Annotated in this window: 15 protein-coding genes; 6 read left to right on the top strand and 9 right to left on the bottom strand. The window is 62.8% G+C overall.

All coding sequences use genetic code 11. The features are described from left to right. Complete coding sequence (locus AC2FNY_RS08530; RefSeq protein WP_496802180.1) at nucleotides 1–1,515, top strand: malonate--CoA ligase; 1,515 nt, start codon at nucleotides 1–3, stop codon at nucleotides 1,513–1,515. Here the strand turns inward: AC2FNY_RS08530 and ureG are convergent, their stop codons facing one another. Genes ureG through AC2FNY_RS08570 form a run of 8 tightly spaced genes read right to left on the bottom strand, consistent with a single transcriptional unit; the run spans nucleotide 1,516 to nucleotide 6,633 of the window. Continuing rightward, on the bottom strand, nucleotides 1,516–2,196 hold the full coding sequence (gene ureG, locus AC2FNY_RS08535) for an urease accessory protein UreG (RefSeq protein ID WP_496802181.1): 681 nt from the start codon (nucleotides 2,194–2,196) through the stop codon (nucleotides 1,516–1,518). Continuing rightward, nucleotides 2,193–2,846: an urease accessory protein UreF gene (locus tag AC2FNY_RS08540; protein ID WP_496802182.1), complete on the bottom strand. Its 654-nt coding sequence runs from the start codon at nucleotides 2,844–2,846 to the stop codon at nucleotides 2,193–2,195. The genes ureG and AC2FNY_RS08540 overlap by 4 nt, the downstream gene beginning before the upstream one ends. Then, a complete protein-coding gene (ureE, locus tag AC2FNY_RS08545; RefSeq protein WP_234143322.1) occupies nucleotides 2,830–3,282 on the bottom strand; it encodes an urease accessory protein UreE in 453 nt (150 codons plus the stop codon). The genes AC2FNY_RS08540 and ureE overlap by 17 nt, the downstream gene beginning before the upstream one ends. Nucleotides 3,283–3,301: 19 nt before the next feature. Continuing rightward, nucleotides 3,302–5,011 carry an urease subunit alpha gene (gene ureC / locus AC2FNY_RS08550; protein ID WP_496802183.1) on the bottom strand — a complete coding sequence of 570 codons (1,710 nt, stop codon included), beginning with the start codon at nucleotides 5,009–5,011 and terminating at the stop codon, nucleotides 3,302–3,304. Further along, a complete protein-coding gene (locus AC2FNY_RS08555; RefSeq protein WP_234137658.1) occupies nucleotides 5,011–5,316 on the bottom strand; it encodes an urease subunit beta in 306 nt (101 codons plus the stop codon). Before AC2FNY_RS08555 ends, ureC begins: the two co-directional genes overlap by 1 nt. Further along, the gene (locus AC2FNY_RS08560; protein WP_234217032.1) at nucleotides 5,313–5,474 is read right to left on the bottom strand and encodes a hypothetical protein; all 162 of its coding nucleotides are present in this window, start codon (nucleotides 5,472–5,474) and stop codon (nucleotides 5,313–5,315) included. Before AC2FNY_RS08560 ends, AC2FNY_RS08555 begins: the two co-directional genes overlap by 4 nt. 18 nt (nucleotides 5,475–5,492) lie before the next feature. After that, nucleotides 5,493–5,795 carry an urease subunit gamma gene (locus AC2FNY_RS08565; protein WP_234137656.1) on the bottom strand — a complete coding sequence of 101 codons (303 nt, stop codon included), beginning with the start codon at nucleotides 5,793–5,795 and terminating at the stop codon, nucleotides 5,493–5,495. 1 nt (nucleotide 5,796) lies between these two features. Next, complete coding sequence (locus AC2FNY_RS08570) at nucleotides 5,797–6,633, bottom strand: urease accessory protein UreD (protein ID WP_496802245.1); 837 nt, start codon at nucleotides 6,631–6,633, stop codon at nucleotides 5,797–5,799. Nucleotides 6,634–7,012: 379 nt separating this feature from the next. Between AC2FNY_RS08570 and urtA the strand changes: the two genes are divergently transcribed. From urtA to urtE, 5 genes are read left to right on the top strand one after another with little or no spacing between them, the layout of a single operon-like run. After that, nucleotides 7,013–8,293: an urea ABC transporter substrate-binding protein gene (gene urtA / locus AC2FNY_RS08575; RefSeq protein ID WP_234137654.1), complete on the top strand. Its 1,281-nt coding sequence runs from the start codon at nucleotides 7,013–7,015 to the stop codon at nucleotides 8,291–8,293. A gap of 59 nt (nucleotides 8,294–8,352) precedes the next feature. After that, a complete protein-coding gene (gene urtB, locus AC2FNY_RS08580) occupies nucleotides 8,353–10,305 on the top strand; it encodes an urea ABC transporter permease subunit UrtB (RefSeq protein ID WP_496802184.1) in 1,953 nt (650 codons plus the stop codon). 3 nt (nucleotides 10,306–10,308) lie between these two features. Beyond that, a complete protein-coding gene (gene urtC / locus AC2FNY_RS08585; RefSeq protein ID WP_496802185.1) occupies nucleotides 10,309–11,538 on the top strand; it encodes an urea ABC transporter permease subunit UrtC in 1,230 nt (409 codons plus the stop codon). Next, a complete protein-coding gene (gene urtD / locus AC2FNY_RS08590; protein ID WP_234137651.1) occupies nucleotides 11,535–12,275 on the top strand; it encodes an urea ABC transporter ATP-binding protein UrtD in 741 nt (246 codons plus the stop codon). Before urtC ends, urtD begins: the two co-directional genes overlap by 4 nt. Before the next feature lie 3 nt (nucleotides 12,276–12,278). Next, nucleotides 12,279–12,974 carry an urea ABC transporter ATP-binding subunit UrtE gene (gene urtE, locus AC2FNY_RS08595; RefSeq protein ID WP_496802186.1) on the top strand — a complete coding sequence of 232 codons (696 nt, stop codon included), beginning with the start codon at nucleotides 12,279–12,281 and terminating at the stop codon, nucleotides 12,972–12,974. Between the two features lie 76 nt (nucleotides 12,975–13,050). Here urtE and AC2FNY_RS08600 read toward each other — a convergent pair whose 3' ends face one another. Next, entirely contained in the window at nucleotides 13,051–14,154 is a 1,104-nt protein-coding gene (locus AC2FNY_RS08600) for a glycine cleavage T C-terminal barrel domain-containing protein (RefSeq protein WP_496802187.1), read from the bottom strand. Nucleotides 14,155–14,200: the final 46 nt, after the last annotated feature.

A 14,200-nucleotide genomic window follows, 5' to 3' on the forward strand; every position in this document is an offset into this window, starting at 1 on the left:
ATGGCCAATCCTCTCTATGACGGTCTGTTCGGTGCTCATGCTGGGAAGACCCTGCCGTTTCTGCATCTTCAGGACGGGCAGGTGATCACCTATCACGAATTTCTGACCATGGCCGCGCGGTTCGCCAACGCTATGGCCAGGCTTGGACTTCAGCCCGGCGACCGTGTTGCCGTACAGGTCGAGAAATCGCCAGAAGCTCTGGCGATTTACGCCGCCTGCGCACAGGCCGGTCTTGTGTTTCTTCCGCTGAACACCGCCTATACCGTGGATGAGCTGAGCTACTTCATTGAAAACAGCGGTGCTTCCCTCATCGTCTGCGATGGCGGTATCGCGGTACCGCTTGGCGACCTTGCAACCAAGCTGGGGGCTAAATGCGAGACTCTGAACGCAGACGGCAGTGGCACGCTAAAAGATCTCGCGCGCGACTTACCGGATGTTTTTGCCACCGTTGACCGGGGTGGTGACGACTTGGCTGCCTTTCTCTACACCTCCGGAACGACGGGACGGTCAAAAGGGGCCATGCTGACGCAGAACAACCTGTTGTCCAACGCTCGGACCCTGGTCGGGGAATGGCAATTTACGGCGGATGATGTACTGCTGCATGCGCTGCCCATCTTTCACACACACGGTCTGTTTGTGGCAACGAATGTGACCCTTGCCGCAGGCGGCAGCATGTTCTTTCTTCCGAAATTCGATCTCGACCAGATCATCGAACGCTTGCCCGATGCGACGACGATGATGGGCGTGCCCACCTTCTATACCCGCCTCCTGGGCGATGATCGATTTACCCGCGAACTCGCCGCCCATATGCGCCTTTTCGTGTCGGGCTCTGCCCCGCTGCTGGCAGAAACTCATATACAGTTCGAAAAACTGACCGGTCACCGCATCCTCGAACGTTACGGGATGACCGAAACCAACATGAACACCTCGAACCCCTATGACGGGGAACGTCGCGCGGGAACGGTTGGCTTTCCCCTGCCGGGTGTCGAACTCAAGATCACCGATCCGGAAAGCGGCGACAGCCTGCCTACAGGCGAGGTGGGACAGATCGAGGTCCGCGGCCCGAACGTGTTCAAGGGCTATTGGCAGATGCCCGACAAGACAGCGGCAGAGCTGCGCCAGAACGGGTTCTTCATCACTGGGGATCTGGGCAGGATCGACACAGAAGGCTACGTGCATATTGTAGGGCGCAACAAGGACCTCATCATCTCGGGCGGTTATAACATCTACCCCAAGGAAATCGAACTGGTCCTTGACGAACAGCCGGGCGTTCTGGAAAGCGCGGTGATCGGTGTGCCGCACCCCGATTTTGGCGAAACCGTTGTGGGCGTGGTCGTTCCCGAACCCGGAACCACACCCGATACCGAGGCGATCATGGATGTGGTTCGGCACTCACTGGCACGGTTCAAACATCCGCGCAAGATTGTGATACTTGACGAACTGCCCCGCAACACGATGGGAAAGGTTCAGAAAAACGCTCTGCGAGAAAAGTATGACGGGCTATTTGCACCCTAATCACACCGCTACGGTCGATGCCCCCTCCTCGCCTTCTCCAGCTACGGCGCTTTCGCTTGCCCCGGCAATCGCCAGCCCTCCGAGATGTGCCAGCAGATCGACAACCTGATCGACGCCAGTGCGATGACGCAGGGCGGTAAATACAAAGGGTCTGTCCTTTCGCATCCTACGCGCATCCCGCTCCATCACCTCCAGCGACGCGCCCACATGCGGGGCCAGATCGGTCTTGTTGATGATCAGGATATCGGATTTCGTGATCGCCGGCCCGCCCTTGCGGGGGATCTCCTCGCCGGCCGCGACGTCGATCACGTAGAGCGTCACATCCGCCAGTTCCGGGCTGAAAGTGGCCGACAGATTGTCGCCACCACTTTCGATAAGGACGATATCCAGGTCGGGATGGCGTGCGCAAAGCTCGGCCACGGCGGCCAGGTTGATCGAGGCATCCTCGCGGATCGCGGTATGCGGGCAGCCGCCGGTCTCAACCCCGATGATCCTGTCCTGTGGCAGGATCTGCATCCGCATCAGGGCCTCGGCATCCTCTTGCGTATAGATGTCATTGGTGATGACACCGACGGAACAGACATCGCGCAGGGCCTCGGCCAAGGCGGCGGTGAGGGTGGTCTTTCCGGCACCGACAGGTCCGCCGATGCCCACGCGCAGGGGGCCGTTCATGCTGCTCATGTTCGAAAAATCCTTGAATACTGGGTTTCGTGTTTCATCGACGCGATATCGGCCAGGAACGCGGTCGAACTCAGATCGTCCAGCCCAGCCGCAAGCGCCTGTTCCGCAAGCTGCGCGCAGAGTGGTGTCAGCTCACGGATCAACCGCTGCGCCTCTGTCTGGCCCAGGGGCACAAGGCGGGTGGCGCAGGCGACCAGATTGCTCATGAAAGCCTGAAGGAAAACCTGCGTCGTCAGCAAGAGCGGCAGATCCTGCAAGCGCGCCGCGTGTCCCACCGCGACCGGATAAGCAAGTCCGCCCAACTCGAAGTCCCAGACATCGCCGGTCACGGACCCAAAGGCCTGCCCCAGAAGGTGGGTTTCCATTACCCGTTCGGACGAGGCGCAAAAGGCCCGCGCGGTGGCGTCGATACCCGCCAGTGCGCCTGCATCCCCCGCCCGATGGGCCGCGACAAGAAACAGCGCATCGTTCCAGCCCGCCCCGTGTTCCAGCACATCCGCGATCCAGGCGCCGGTGTCTTGCACGGTTGTGACCGCACCCGCGTCGATCGCTGCCTCCAGCCCGTGGGAATAGGCGAACCCCCCCACCGGGTAGGCCGGGGACAACCATTGGGTCAGCGTCAGAACAGCGGTGTCAGTGGGCGTGGCCATGGGTCCTGCCGTGGCCATAGGCCCCGCCTTCCGGGGTAAAGGGTTCGACAACCTCGCGCAGCTCGGCCCCCAGCTTCAACAACATGTCGCGCAGGACATGATCGCGCTGGATCAGCAGGCGGGTCGGCTCGATCTGGCAGGGCGTATGCCGGTTCCCGATATGCCAGGCCAGTTGCAACAGGTTGTCGCCGCCAACCTCGAGCAGTTCTTCGGGGGCCGCGACGATCTCGACCTCGCGCCCGTCCTCCAGCACCAGCACGCCACCATGGTCGAGCGAGCGGGTCTGCGCCAGATCGACCAGAAAGGTCTCTCCCGCATCCGTGGCCAGCATCTTGCGGCGCAGAAAGCGGCCGTCATAGTCCAGCGAAACCTGGGCGCAAGCAGGCGCATGAGGGTGATCGCGGTAGATGCGGGCGGTCTTTATCGCGGTGCTCATCGGGGGTCTCCTTGCGGGCTCAGAACAGGAAATAGCGCTGCGCCATCGGCAGCACCTCGGCAGGTTGGCAGGTCAGCAACACGCCATCGGCGCGAACCTCGTAGGTTTCCGGATCGACCTCGATCCGGGGGGTCGCGTTGTTCAGCAGCAGGTCACGCTTGCCGATCGCGCGGGTGTTGCGCACGGCAACCGTCTGTTTCGCCAGCCCCAGCCTTGCGCGTACGCCATCGACCTGCGCGGCATCGGAGACGAAGATCACGGCCGAGTGCTCGACCGAGCGGCCATAAGCGCCCCACATCGGCCGGGAATAGACCGGCTGCGGCGTCGGGATCGAGGCGTTGGGGTCACCCATCTGGGCGCAGACGATGGTGCCGCCCAGCAGCACCATTTCCGGTTTCACCCCGAAAAAAGCCGGATCCCACAGGACGAGATCGGCGCGTTTGCCTTCCTCGATACTGCCGATCTCATGCGCGATGCCGTGGGCGATAGCCGGGTTGATCGTGTATTTCGCGATGTAACGGCGAACCCGGAAATTGTCGTTGTCGCCGCTTTCCTCTGCCAGCCTGCCGCGCTGTTTCTTCATCTTGTCGGCGGTCTGCCAGGTGCGGATCAGCACCTCACCCACCCGGCCCATCGCCTGACTGTCGCTGGCGATGATGGAAAACGCGCCCATGTCGTGCAGAATATCCTCGGCCGCGATGGTCTCGCGCCGGATGCGGCTTTCGGCGAAGGCCACGTCCTCGGGGATCGACTTGTCCAGGTGGTGGCACACCATCAGCATGTCGAGATGTTCCTCGACCGTGTTCACGGTAAAGGGGCGCGTGGGGTTGGTCGAGGAGGGCAGAACATGGTCCTCGCCACAAATCCGAATGATGTCGGGGGCATGGCCGCCGCCTGCACCCTCGGTGTGAAAGGCATGGATCGTCCGGCCCTTCATGGCCTTGACCGTCTGTTCCACGAAACCGCTCTCGTTAAGCGTATCGGTGTGGATCATCACCTGCACGTCCATCGCGTCCGCCACCGACAGGCAACAGTCGATCGTCGCGGGTGTCGTACCCCAGTCTTCGTGCAATTTCAGGGCGCAGGCCCCGGCCAGCACCTGTTCCTCCAGCGCGGCGGGCAGCGCGGCATTGCCCTTGCCCGCAAAGGCAAGGTTCATCGGAAAGGCATCGGCGGCCTGCAACATCCGCCCGATATGCCAGGGGCCGGGCGTGCACGTGGTGGCCAGCGTGCCATGGGCCGGCCCGGTGCCGCCGCCCAGCATGGTGGTCAGGCCCGAATGCAGCGCGTCCTCGATCTGTTGCGGGCAGATGAAGTGGATATGACTGTCGAACCCGCCAGCGGTCAGGATCCGCCCTTCGCCGGCGATGATCTCGGTGCCCGGTCCGATGATGATGTCAACGCCGGGCTGGGTATCCGGGTTCCCGGCCTTGCCAATCTTGTGAATGCGCCCGTCTTTGAGGCCGATATCGGCCTTGGTGATGCCCGCGTAATCGACGATCAGCGCGTTGGTGATCACCGTGTCCACCGCCCCCGCCGCACGGGTGGCCTGCGACTGCCCCATGCCGTCGCGGATGACCTTGCCACCGCCGAACTTGACCTCTTCTCCGTGAACAGTCAGGTCCCGCTCTACCTCGATGATCAGATCGGTATCGGCCAGCCGCAGCTTGTCGCCCGTGGTCGGGCCGAACATGGCGGCATAATCGCTGCGCTTTATCTGTGCCGGCATCAGAGAGGCCCCATGACCTGTTGGTTGAACCCGTAGATCTTGCGTGCCCCGCCGATCGGGATCAGCGAGACCTCACGGCTCTGCCCCGGCTCAAAGCGCACGGCGGTGCCCGGTGCGATGTCCAGCCGCATCCCGCGCGCGGCTGCGCGGTCGAACTGCAAGGCGGGATTGGCCTCGGCGAAATGATAGTGTGACCCGACCTGAACCGGGCGGTCACCGGTGTTCGACACCATCAGTGTGGTCGCCATGGCATCCGCGTTCAAAAGGATCAGCCCCTCTGCCGGGAACAGCTCTCCCGGGATCATCTGGGCAACCGCGACAACAGGGCAATGACGATAAGGGCGATCAACGCCAGCCCCACGCCCAGGCTCGCATGATCGGTTCCATGAGCGTGTATATGGGTATCGGTATGGGCCATGGCGGGGCTTGCGAACACGAGCGCGGCAAACAGCATGCGGGTCATTGGAAACTCCTTGTCAGATCAGCGGATTGGGTTGTGGACGGTGACCAGCTTGGTTCCATCCGGAAAGGTGGCCTCGACCTGAACGTCGTGGATCATCTCGGGCACGCCTTGCATGCATTGATCGCGGGTGACGACCTCGGCCCCGGCCTGCATCATCTCGGCGACCGAACGGCCGTCGCGGGCGCCCTCGACAACCGCCTCGGTGATCAGGGCAATCGCCTCGGGGTGATTCAGCTTGACGCCCCGCGCCAGCCGCCTGCGGGCAACCTCGGCGGCCATGGCGACCAATAGCTTGTCTTTCTCACGCGGTGTCAGGTTCATGTCAGAGCATCCAGCATCGGGGTAAGGTGTCGTCATTGAGCAGGCGCAGAACCGGCAGCAGATCGCGCCTGAGGGTAAAGCTGTTTTCAGCGAGCATCCGGATCACCAGCAGGTCCGGCTTGATCAAACTGGCACCGGCTGTGTCGGGCAGCAGCGCGCGGACCGGGGTCAACCGCGCCTCGGCGGTTGGCGCGGCAAGAACGACCAGCGCCATTGCCCCGGCGCCATTGGCGATATGCGGCCTGGCGAGATGGGCGTGCAGATCGCCAGAGAACCGCATCGCATCCAGAAAGACCGGCGCCGCGCCGCGCCGGATCTCGACCCGGTCGCGCAGGCGGATATCGGTCAGGGTCTCTCCCATCGCGGCACGGCCAAAGACCAGCGGCTCGACCATCAGCAGGGTTGCATCCGGCGCCATGTCGATGCGCAGACGACGATCCAGCGCGCTGCGGTTGAACAGGATGGTCTCTTGCGGCAGCCAGTTCAGTCTTGCGCCGGGTTCGATCGTCAGGCTTGTAGAGACCTGCCCCCAGCTATCGGGTTGCGCCTTGTAGATGCGTTCGCATGCCTGCGAGGTCAGGGTCAGCGTCGTACCCGAGGCGGCCGCGCCGGTGAACCGGAACCTGTCCCCCCCGGTAATGCCACCCGCGGTGTTCAGCAGGACCGCGTCCAATCCCCGGCCCGCCGGGCGGGGAAACAGGCATTTGAACGACCCCGCCTGATGCAGGTGGTCCAGAACAGACCTGTCGCCCAAAGGCTTGGTGCGCAGCCGAATCGCACCCTTGGCGCGCGGGGCCGCCTGTGCCTTGTCGGGCGATATGGGAGCAAGTTGGGTAATGGGGTACCTTCAACGGGCTGTTTCGCACCACCTGTTTCGCCGCTGCAGCGTCAGAGCACTATTCCAGCATGCGGCCAGCCGGCCAGATTCCCTCGCCCCTGATCATCTTTTAGGCAGCAGTCCGGCCCACAGATCAAAAAACAGGCAGATACAGCCGAAATCTGGAAATGCTGAACAGGCCGGTTGCGCAAATTGCTGCAATGCAGAAATCGTATGAATGCCCACAGCGGAGAGACATTCCGAAGGGTGTGTGACGGCTGCGCGAATTGGACCTCGGACACAACCGCCACACGGAACGCAACAACAGTTGCGGGGATCAGGTAGTAGAAGAGCACGCCGTGACGCAAGCCCTCTCTCCCGGCCCCGCCAGGAGGATCATATGACATCTTTCAAATCCACACTTGCCGGTTCGGTCGTATTTGCCGCCATGGCCACCGCCACGCTTGCGGCCGAAGACACGATCAAGGTGGGCGTGCTGCATTCGCTGTCGGGCACCATGGCGATTTCGGAGACCACGCTGAAGGACACGATGCTGATGCTGATCGACCAGCAGAACGCCAAGGGCGGGCTGCTGGGCAAGCAGCTTGAGGCGGTCGTGGTCGACCCGGCCTCGGACTGGCCGCTGTTCGCCGAAAAGGCGCGCGAATTGCTGACCGTGCACGAGGTCGACGTGATCTTTGGCAACTGGACCTCGGTCAGCCGCAAATCGGTTCTGCCGGTGATCGAAGAGCTGAACGGGCTGCTGTTCTACCCGGTGCAGTACGAGGGCGAGGAATCGTCGAAAAACGTGTTCTACACCGGCGCCGCCCCGAACCAGCAGGCGATCCCGGCCACCGATTATTTCCTGGATGAACTGGGAGTCGAGAAATTCGCGCTGCTGGGCACCGACTATGTCTATCCGCGTACCACCAACAACATCCTCGAAAGCTATCTGAAGCAGAAGGGCATCGCCGACGAGGATATCTTTGTCAATTACACGCCTTTCGGTCATTCCGACTGGTCCAAGATCGTGGCCGATGTGGTCGCCCTGGGCGCGGACGGCAAGAAGGTGGGTGTGATCTCGACCATCAACGGCGATGCCAATATCGGGTTCTACAAGGAGTTGGCAGCCGCCGGTGTTTCGGCGGATGACATCCCCGTCGTGGCCTTCTCGGTGGGCGAGGAAGAACTGTCGGGTCTGGATACCACCAACCTTGTTGGCCACCTTGCGGCCTGGAACTATTTCCAGTCGGCCGATACCGAGGCCAATGCCGAGTTCGTCGAGACCTGGAAGGCCACGATGGGCGAGGATCGGGTCACCAACGACCCGATGGAGGCCCATTACATCGGTTTCAACATGTGGGTGAACGCCGCGACACAGGCGGGTTCGACCGAGGTCGACGCGGTGCGGGCCGCCATGTACGGGCAGGAATTCCCGAACCTGACCGGCGGCACCGCAGTCATGCTGCCGAACCACCATCTGGCCAAGCCGGTCCTGATCGGCGAAATCCAGGCCGACGGTCAGTTCGACATCATCAGCGAGACCGACGTGGTGCCGGGCGACGCCTGGACCGACTATCTGCCGGAATCCGCCGTCCTGAAATCGGATTGGAAGGATCTGGGCTGCGGCATGTACAACACCCAGACCCAGACCTGCGTTCAGACCCTGTCGAACTACTGATCCCAATTGCAAGGCGGGCGCCCTGCCCGCCTTGCCTCAGGACATCCGGGTTTCACCACATGTTTAGACTTCTCCTCGCGAGCCTCGCACTCGTGGGCACCTGCCTGACGGCCTCGGCGCAAGAGGCCGCATTGCAGACAATCCTGCAAGAACATCGGGCGACGATTGCCGAAAGCTCGCGCAAGACGATCGGACCGGCGATTGACGCGATTGCCGCCAGCGGGTTGCCGCAAGCCCAACGGATGCTCGAGACATGGGCCGCCAAGGACATGTGGATGCGCAAATCCGACGGTCTCTTCTTTGCCGGTAGAAAGGGTGAGGGGCGCACTTATGTCCTGACCGATTTCGATACCGGCGTGACCGTCGGCAGCTTTGCCTCGTCCGAACTGGCGCAGCTGAAACCCAATAGCGGCATACGGGCGATGATCGGTACCGCGCTGGTGCGGTTCCAGCTGTCCGACCCCGACCGGGCCAAGCGGCTGTCGGCGCTCGATTCGATCCAGCGCGCGCCCGAGGCGGCCCTGTTGCCCCCATTGCGCGCGTCGATCGCCGCTGAACCCGACGCCGGGATCAAGGCCCGCAAGCAGCGGCTGGAGCGGTTGCTGACCATCGGCTACGACTCCGACCCCCGCGCCCGTATTGAGGCCATCGACGACATGTCCGACGGGCTTGGCCTCGACCTGCGCGCCGCCCTGAACCCTTTGCTTATCACGACCCGGCATGCGGCGCCCGCGCTGCCGGATGAGGCCAATATCGCCGCCGTTCTCGAACCGGGACGAGAGGGTCTGTCCGTTGTCGACGCCTATGACCTGCTCGTCGCAAGGGATCTCGCCCCGCCACGCGTTTCGCGGGATGACATTCGAAATGCCCTGGCGGCACATATCGTTGGCGGGCGCGTCGGCGACGTGCCGGTCGCGCAACTCGATACCGACGCCGCGCGCGCGCAGGCCTATGCCGCACTGGCCCGGGCCGGCGCGGTGCCCGCGCTGGTCACCCAGGCCGATATGGCCGCCGCAGTGGCCGGGCATGTGTTCTTTGATGCCTATGTCGAACCGTCAAGGGCTGTCACCGAGGCGGCCCAACAGGCATTGGACCGGATCGACCTGAAGGTCGGCATGAACCAGACGCTCGACCTGGCGCTGGATGCGGTCTCGCTGGCGTCGATCTACTTCCTTGCGGCCATCGGTCTGGCCATCACCTTTGGCGTGATGGGAGTGATCAACATGGCCCATGGCGAGTTCATCATGATGGGCGCCTATACCGGCTATGTGGTGCAACAGGTCATCCCGGATCACACGCTCTCGATCATCGTCGCGATCCCGATGGCCTTTGCCGTCACCTTTGCCGCCGGCGTCGCGATGGAGCGGCTGGTGATCCGCTGGCTCTATGCCCGCCCGCTCGAGACCCTGCTTGCCACCTTCGGTATCTCGATCGCGCTGCAACAGCTGGCCAAGAACATCTTTGGCACCCAGGCCCGCCCGCTGACGGCACCCGGCTGGCTGGATGGGGCATGGGTGCTCAACGATGTGGTGTCGATCAGCTATATCCGCATCGCCATCTTCGTGCTGGCGCTGATCTTTCTGGCGCTGTTCCTCTATATCGCGAAACGCACCCGGCTCGGTCTTGAAATGCGGGCGGTGACGCAGAACCCGCGCATGGCAGGATCAATGGGCATCAACCCCGGCCGGGTGAACATGCTGACCTTTGGGCTGGGTTCGGGCATTGCCGGGATCGCCGGCGTCGCCATCGGTCTCTTTGCCAAGGTCACTTCGGATCTGGGCAGCGACTATATCGTGCAAAGCTTCATGACCGTGGTTGTCGGCGGTGTCGGCAACATCTGGGGCGCTCTGGCCGGGGCCGGAATGATCGGTTTCCTGCAAAAGGGGATCGAATGGATGAACCCGTCCAACACGCTCGCCGCCCAGACCTACATGATCGTTTTCATCATCATCTTCATCCAGTTCCGGCCAAGGGGCATCATCGCCCTCAAGGGCCGCGCCGCGGGGGATTGAGCCATGGACCGCAGCTTTGTTGCAAGAAACCCGTCGGTGCTGGTCTTTCTGGCCTTGCTGTCGCTGTTCACCCTCGTCGTCACCGTCCTGTCCGAGGGCTTTGGCATCGGCGTGATCTCGACCAGTTTCGTCAAGACGCTGGGCAAGACCCTGTGCCTGTGCCTGATCGCGGTGGCGATGGATCTGGTCTGGGGCTTTACCGGCATCCTGTCGCTGGGCCATTTCGCCTTTTTCGGGCTGGGTGGCTACATGATCGGCATGTGGCTGATGTACGAGCGCACCCGCCTGATCGTGGTCGATGCAATGTCCCAGGCCGAGATCCCGCCCACTCCGAATGAGGTGGTCGATGCAATCGGCAGCCAGATCTTTGGCGTGGTCGGATCCTCCGAGTTTCCCTTGGTCTGGGCCTTTGCTGACACTCTGGCGCTGCAACTGGTGCTGGTGGTGCTGGTGCCCGGATTGTTGGCGCTGGTCTTTGGCTGGCTGGCCTTTCGCAGCCGCGTGACCGGCGTGTACCTGTCCATCCTGACCCAGGCGATGACGCTGGCACTGGCGCTTTACCTGTTCCAGAACGACAGCGGTCTGCGCGGCAATAACGGCCTGTCCGGCCTGCAAAACCTGCCGGGTGTCACCGCCGCGCAGGATATCGTGTCGATCTGGTTCCTCTGGGCCTCGGCGCTGGCGCTGGGTCTGGGATACCTGCTGGCCGCCTGGATCGTGGCGGGCAAGTTCGGCTCGGTGATCCGCGGCATCCGCGACAACGAGGCACGGGTCCGTTTTCTGGGCTACTCGGTCGAGGTCTACAAGCTGGCGGTGTTCACCCTGACCGCCTGTCTCGCGGCCATCGCGGGCGCGCTCTATTATCCGCAGGCGGGCATCATCAACCCCGAGGAGATGGCGCCCATCGCCTCGATCTATCTGGCCGTCTGGGTGGCGATCGGCGGGCGCGGGCGTCTTTATGGCGCGGTGATCGGGGCGGCCTTTGTCAGCCTGCTCAGCACCTGGTTCACCGGCGGCCAGGCCCCGGATATCCCGCTGGGTTTCTACACGATCAAATGGGTCGACTGGTGGCAGGTGCTGCTGGGCGGTTCCTTTGTGCTGGTCACCCTGTTCGCACCGCAGGGGATCGGAGGGCTTTTCGACCTCTGGTCGAACCGGCGGCGCCCCGATCGCCATGGCGCCAATCTGGGCCCCGATGCCGGATCCCTGCGGGAAAAGGAGGCAACGCAATGAGCACCCTGCTGGAAGTGAGCGGCGTCTCGGTCTCGTTCGACGGATTTCGCGCGATCAACAACCTGTCGTTCCGCATCGGCAACGCCGAACTGCGCGCCGTGATCGGGCCGAACGGCGCGGGAAAGACCACGTTCATGGATATCATCACCGGCAAGACGCGCCCCGACGAGGGCCGCGTGATCTGGGGCGAGAAATCCGTGTCGCTGCTGCGCCTGAGCGAGGCCGCGATCGCGCAGATGGGCATCGGACGCAAGTTCCAGAAACCCACCGTGTTCGAAGACCAGACCGTGCAAGAGAACCTGTTGATGGCCCTGAAGAACACGCGCGGCTGGCTGGGCGTGCTCTTCTATCGCCCGACGGCAACCGATCTGCAAAAGGTCGATGATCTGGCGACCGAAATCGGCCTGTGGCAAGAGCTGACGCGCAAGTCCGGCGAATTGAGCCACGGCCAGAAACAATGGCTGGAAATCGGCATGCTGCTGGCGCAGGAACCGCGCCTGTTGCTGGTGGACGAACCCGCCGCCGGGATGTCCCCACAAGAACGCGAACACACCACCGACCTGCTGGTACAGGCCGCCAGGACCCGCGCCGTTGTGGTTGTCGAACATGACATGGAATTTGTCCGGCGCCTGAACTGCAAGGTCACCGTGCTGCACGAAGGGTCGGTTCTGGCCGAAGGCAGCCTCGACCACGTGACCTCCAATCAGGACGTCATCGACGTTTACCTGGGACGCTAGACCATGCTGAAACTGACCGATCTGACCCTGCATTACGGGCATTCGCAAATCCTCAACGGTATCTCGATGGAGGCCAGCCAGGGCGAGGTGACATGTGTGATGGGCACCAATGGCGTCGGCAAGACCAGCCTGATGAAGGCGATCTCGGGCACGCATCCGCGCTCGGGCGGCACGCTGGAACTGGATGGCGAGCAAGTCGGCATCTTGCCTGCACACGGGATGGCCTGGAAAGGCGTCGCCTATGTGCCGCAGGGGCGCGAGATCTTTCCGCTGCTGACGGTACGCGAAAACCTGGAAACCGGCTTTGCCTGTCTGCCCAAGGATGCGCATGTCATCCCCGACGAGATCTTTGACCTGTTCCCGGTGCTCAAGCAGATGCAGAACCGGCGCGGCGGCGATCTTTCAGGGGGCCAGCAGCAGCAACTGGCCATCGCCCGTGCGCTGATCACCAGACCGCGCCTGCTGCTTCTGGACGAACCCACCGAAGGCATCCAGCCCAACATCATCCAACAGATCGGAGAGGTCATCCGGCATCTCAGGGCCTCGGGTGACATGGCCATCGTGCTGGTCGAGCAGTATTTCGATTTCGCCTATGAACTTGCCGACCGGATATTGGTGCTGCGGCGCGGAGAAGTCATCACCCGCGGCAGCAAGGCGGACCTGTCGCGAGAGGCGGTCTTGGACGGGATCTCTGTCTGAGCGCAAGACCGCCCCCGAGAACCGCCCCGCTTGCGCTGTTCGCGGCGGCGGTTCCCTGCTGCACTTGCTGCATCCGTCAGAGGAAAGGCAGCTCGCAAAGGGTTCCTTCGACCGCGCCCGACCCACGTTGCACCAGCACCCGGTCACCGGGTTTTGCCGTGACCGAAACCAGGGCAAAACCGATGTTCTTCTTCATCCGGTAGGACCAGACGCAGGTGGTCAGGTCGCCGATCTTCTGCCCGTTCCTCTCGATGTCGCTCCAGGTGAATTCGGCCTTGGCCGGTTCGGGATCGTCCAGAACCACACCCAGTTGGTGCCGTTTCGGCCCCTCGGCCGCGATGCGCCGCAACGCAGTGATCCCGATGGTGTCGTCGGGTACATGCAGATCGACATATTTGCCCATCCGCACCTCGAACGGGTTGGTGTGCCCGTCCGAGTCGCCGCCATAGGAGACCAGGCCGCTTTCGACCCGTTCGCACCAGTTCGGGTTCCCCGGCCCGATGCCGTACGGCTGACCCGCTTCCTTGACGATATTCCAGAGCGCGCTGCCCTTGGTGCCATCCATCAGGTAGATTTCGAAACCGCCCTGTTTCGACCAGCCGGACCGGGCCACCGCGACCGGAATGCCGTCTATCTCGGTCTCGCGGAACCAGAAATACTTCAGCTCCCGCACCCAATCGCCAAAGATCGAGGCGACCACGGTTTCCGCCTTGGGTCCCTGCACCGCAAGCGGCGACACGTCCGGCTCGCTCACCTCGACATCCAGACCGCGCTCGCGCGCAATCGCTTCGGCCCAGAACCAGATGTTGCTGTCGGCAATCGAGAGCCAATAGCGTTCCTCGTCCAGCTTCAGCAGGATCGGGTCGTTGATCAGCACGCCATGGTGATTGCACAATGGCACATATTTGCCCTGCCCGACCTTGCATTTCGTCAGATCCCTGGGCGCCAGTATCTGCGCCAGCCGCCCTGCATCCGGCCCTTTCAGCTGGACCTGGCGTTCCACCGCCACATCCCACATCGAAACGCCGTTGATGATGCGCCAGTACTCTTCTTCGGGATGACCGTAAGAGGTCGGCATCAGCATCTGGTTATAGGTCGTCATGGCGCAGACACCGTCGGCCAGCGTGGCCTCGTAAAAGGGCGACGTCCGCAGGCGGGTCGAGGGCGAGATGGAGAACATGATTGCACCGGTTGTTCGGGTGGACGCAAGAAAACGGCCGCCAGTC

Source organism: Ruegeria sp. BHSC223, assembly GCF_059613025.1.

Coding starts and splice junctions, on each gene's coding strand:
- AC2FNY_RS08565 (WP_234137656.1), bottom strand. CDS start 5,795: ATGAACCTGACACCGCGTGAGAAAGACAAGCTATTGGTCGCCATGGCC.
- urtA (WP_234137654.1), top strand. CDS start 7,013: ATGACATCTTTCAAATCCACACTTGCCGGTTCGGTCGTATTTGCCGCC.
- AC2FNY_RS08530 (WP_496802180.1), top strand. CDS start 1: ATGGCCAATCCTCTCTATGACGGTCTGTTCGGTGCTCATGCTGGGAAG.
- ureE (WP_234143322.1), bottom strand. CDS start 3,282: ATGAGCACCGCGATAAAGACCGCCCGCATCTACCGCGATCACCCTCAT.
- urtE (WP_496802186.1), top strand. CDS start 12,279: ATGCTGAAACTGACCGATCTGACCCTGCATTACGGGCATTCGCAAATC.
- AC2FNY_RS08540 (WP_496802182.1), bottom strand. CDS start 2,846: ATGGCCACGCCCACTGACACCGCTGTTCTGACGCTGACCCAATGGTTG.
- AC2FNY_RS08600 (WP_496802187.1), bottom strand. CDS start 14,154: ATGTTCTCCATCTCGCCCTCGACCCGCCTGCGGACGTCGCCCTTTTAC.
- ureG (WP_496802181.1), bottom strand. CDS start 2,196: ATGAGCAGCATGAACGGCCCCCTGCGCGTGGGCATCGGCGGACCTGTC.
- urtB (WP_496802184.1), top strand. CDS start 8,353: ATGTTTAGACTTCTCCTCGCGAGCCTCGCACTCGTGGGCACCTGCCTG.
- urtC (WP_496802185.1), top strand. CDS start 10,309: ATGGACCGCAGCTTTGTTGCAAGAAACCCGTCGGTGCTGGTCTTTCTG.
- ureC (WP_496802183.1), bottom strand. CDS start 5,011: ATGCCGGCACAGATAAAGCGCAGCGATTATGCCGCCATGTTCGGCCCG.
- AC2FNY_RS08555 (WP_234137658.1), bottom strand. CDS start 5,316: ATGATCCCGGGAGAGCTGTTCCCGGCAGAGGGGCTGATCCTTTTGAAC.
- urtD (WP_234137651.1), top strand. CDS start 11,535: ATGAGCACCCTGCTGGAAGTGAGCGGCGTCTCGGTCTCGTTCGACGGA.
- AC2FNY_RS08560 (WP_234217032.1), bottom strand. CDS start 5,474: ATGACCCGCATGCTGTTTGCCGCGCTCGTGTTCGCAAGCCCCGCCATG.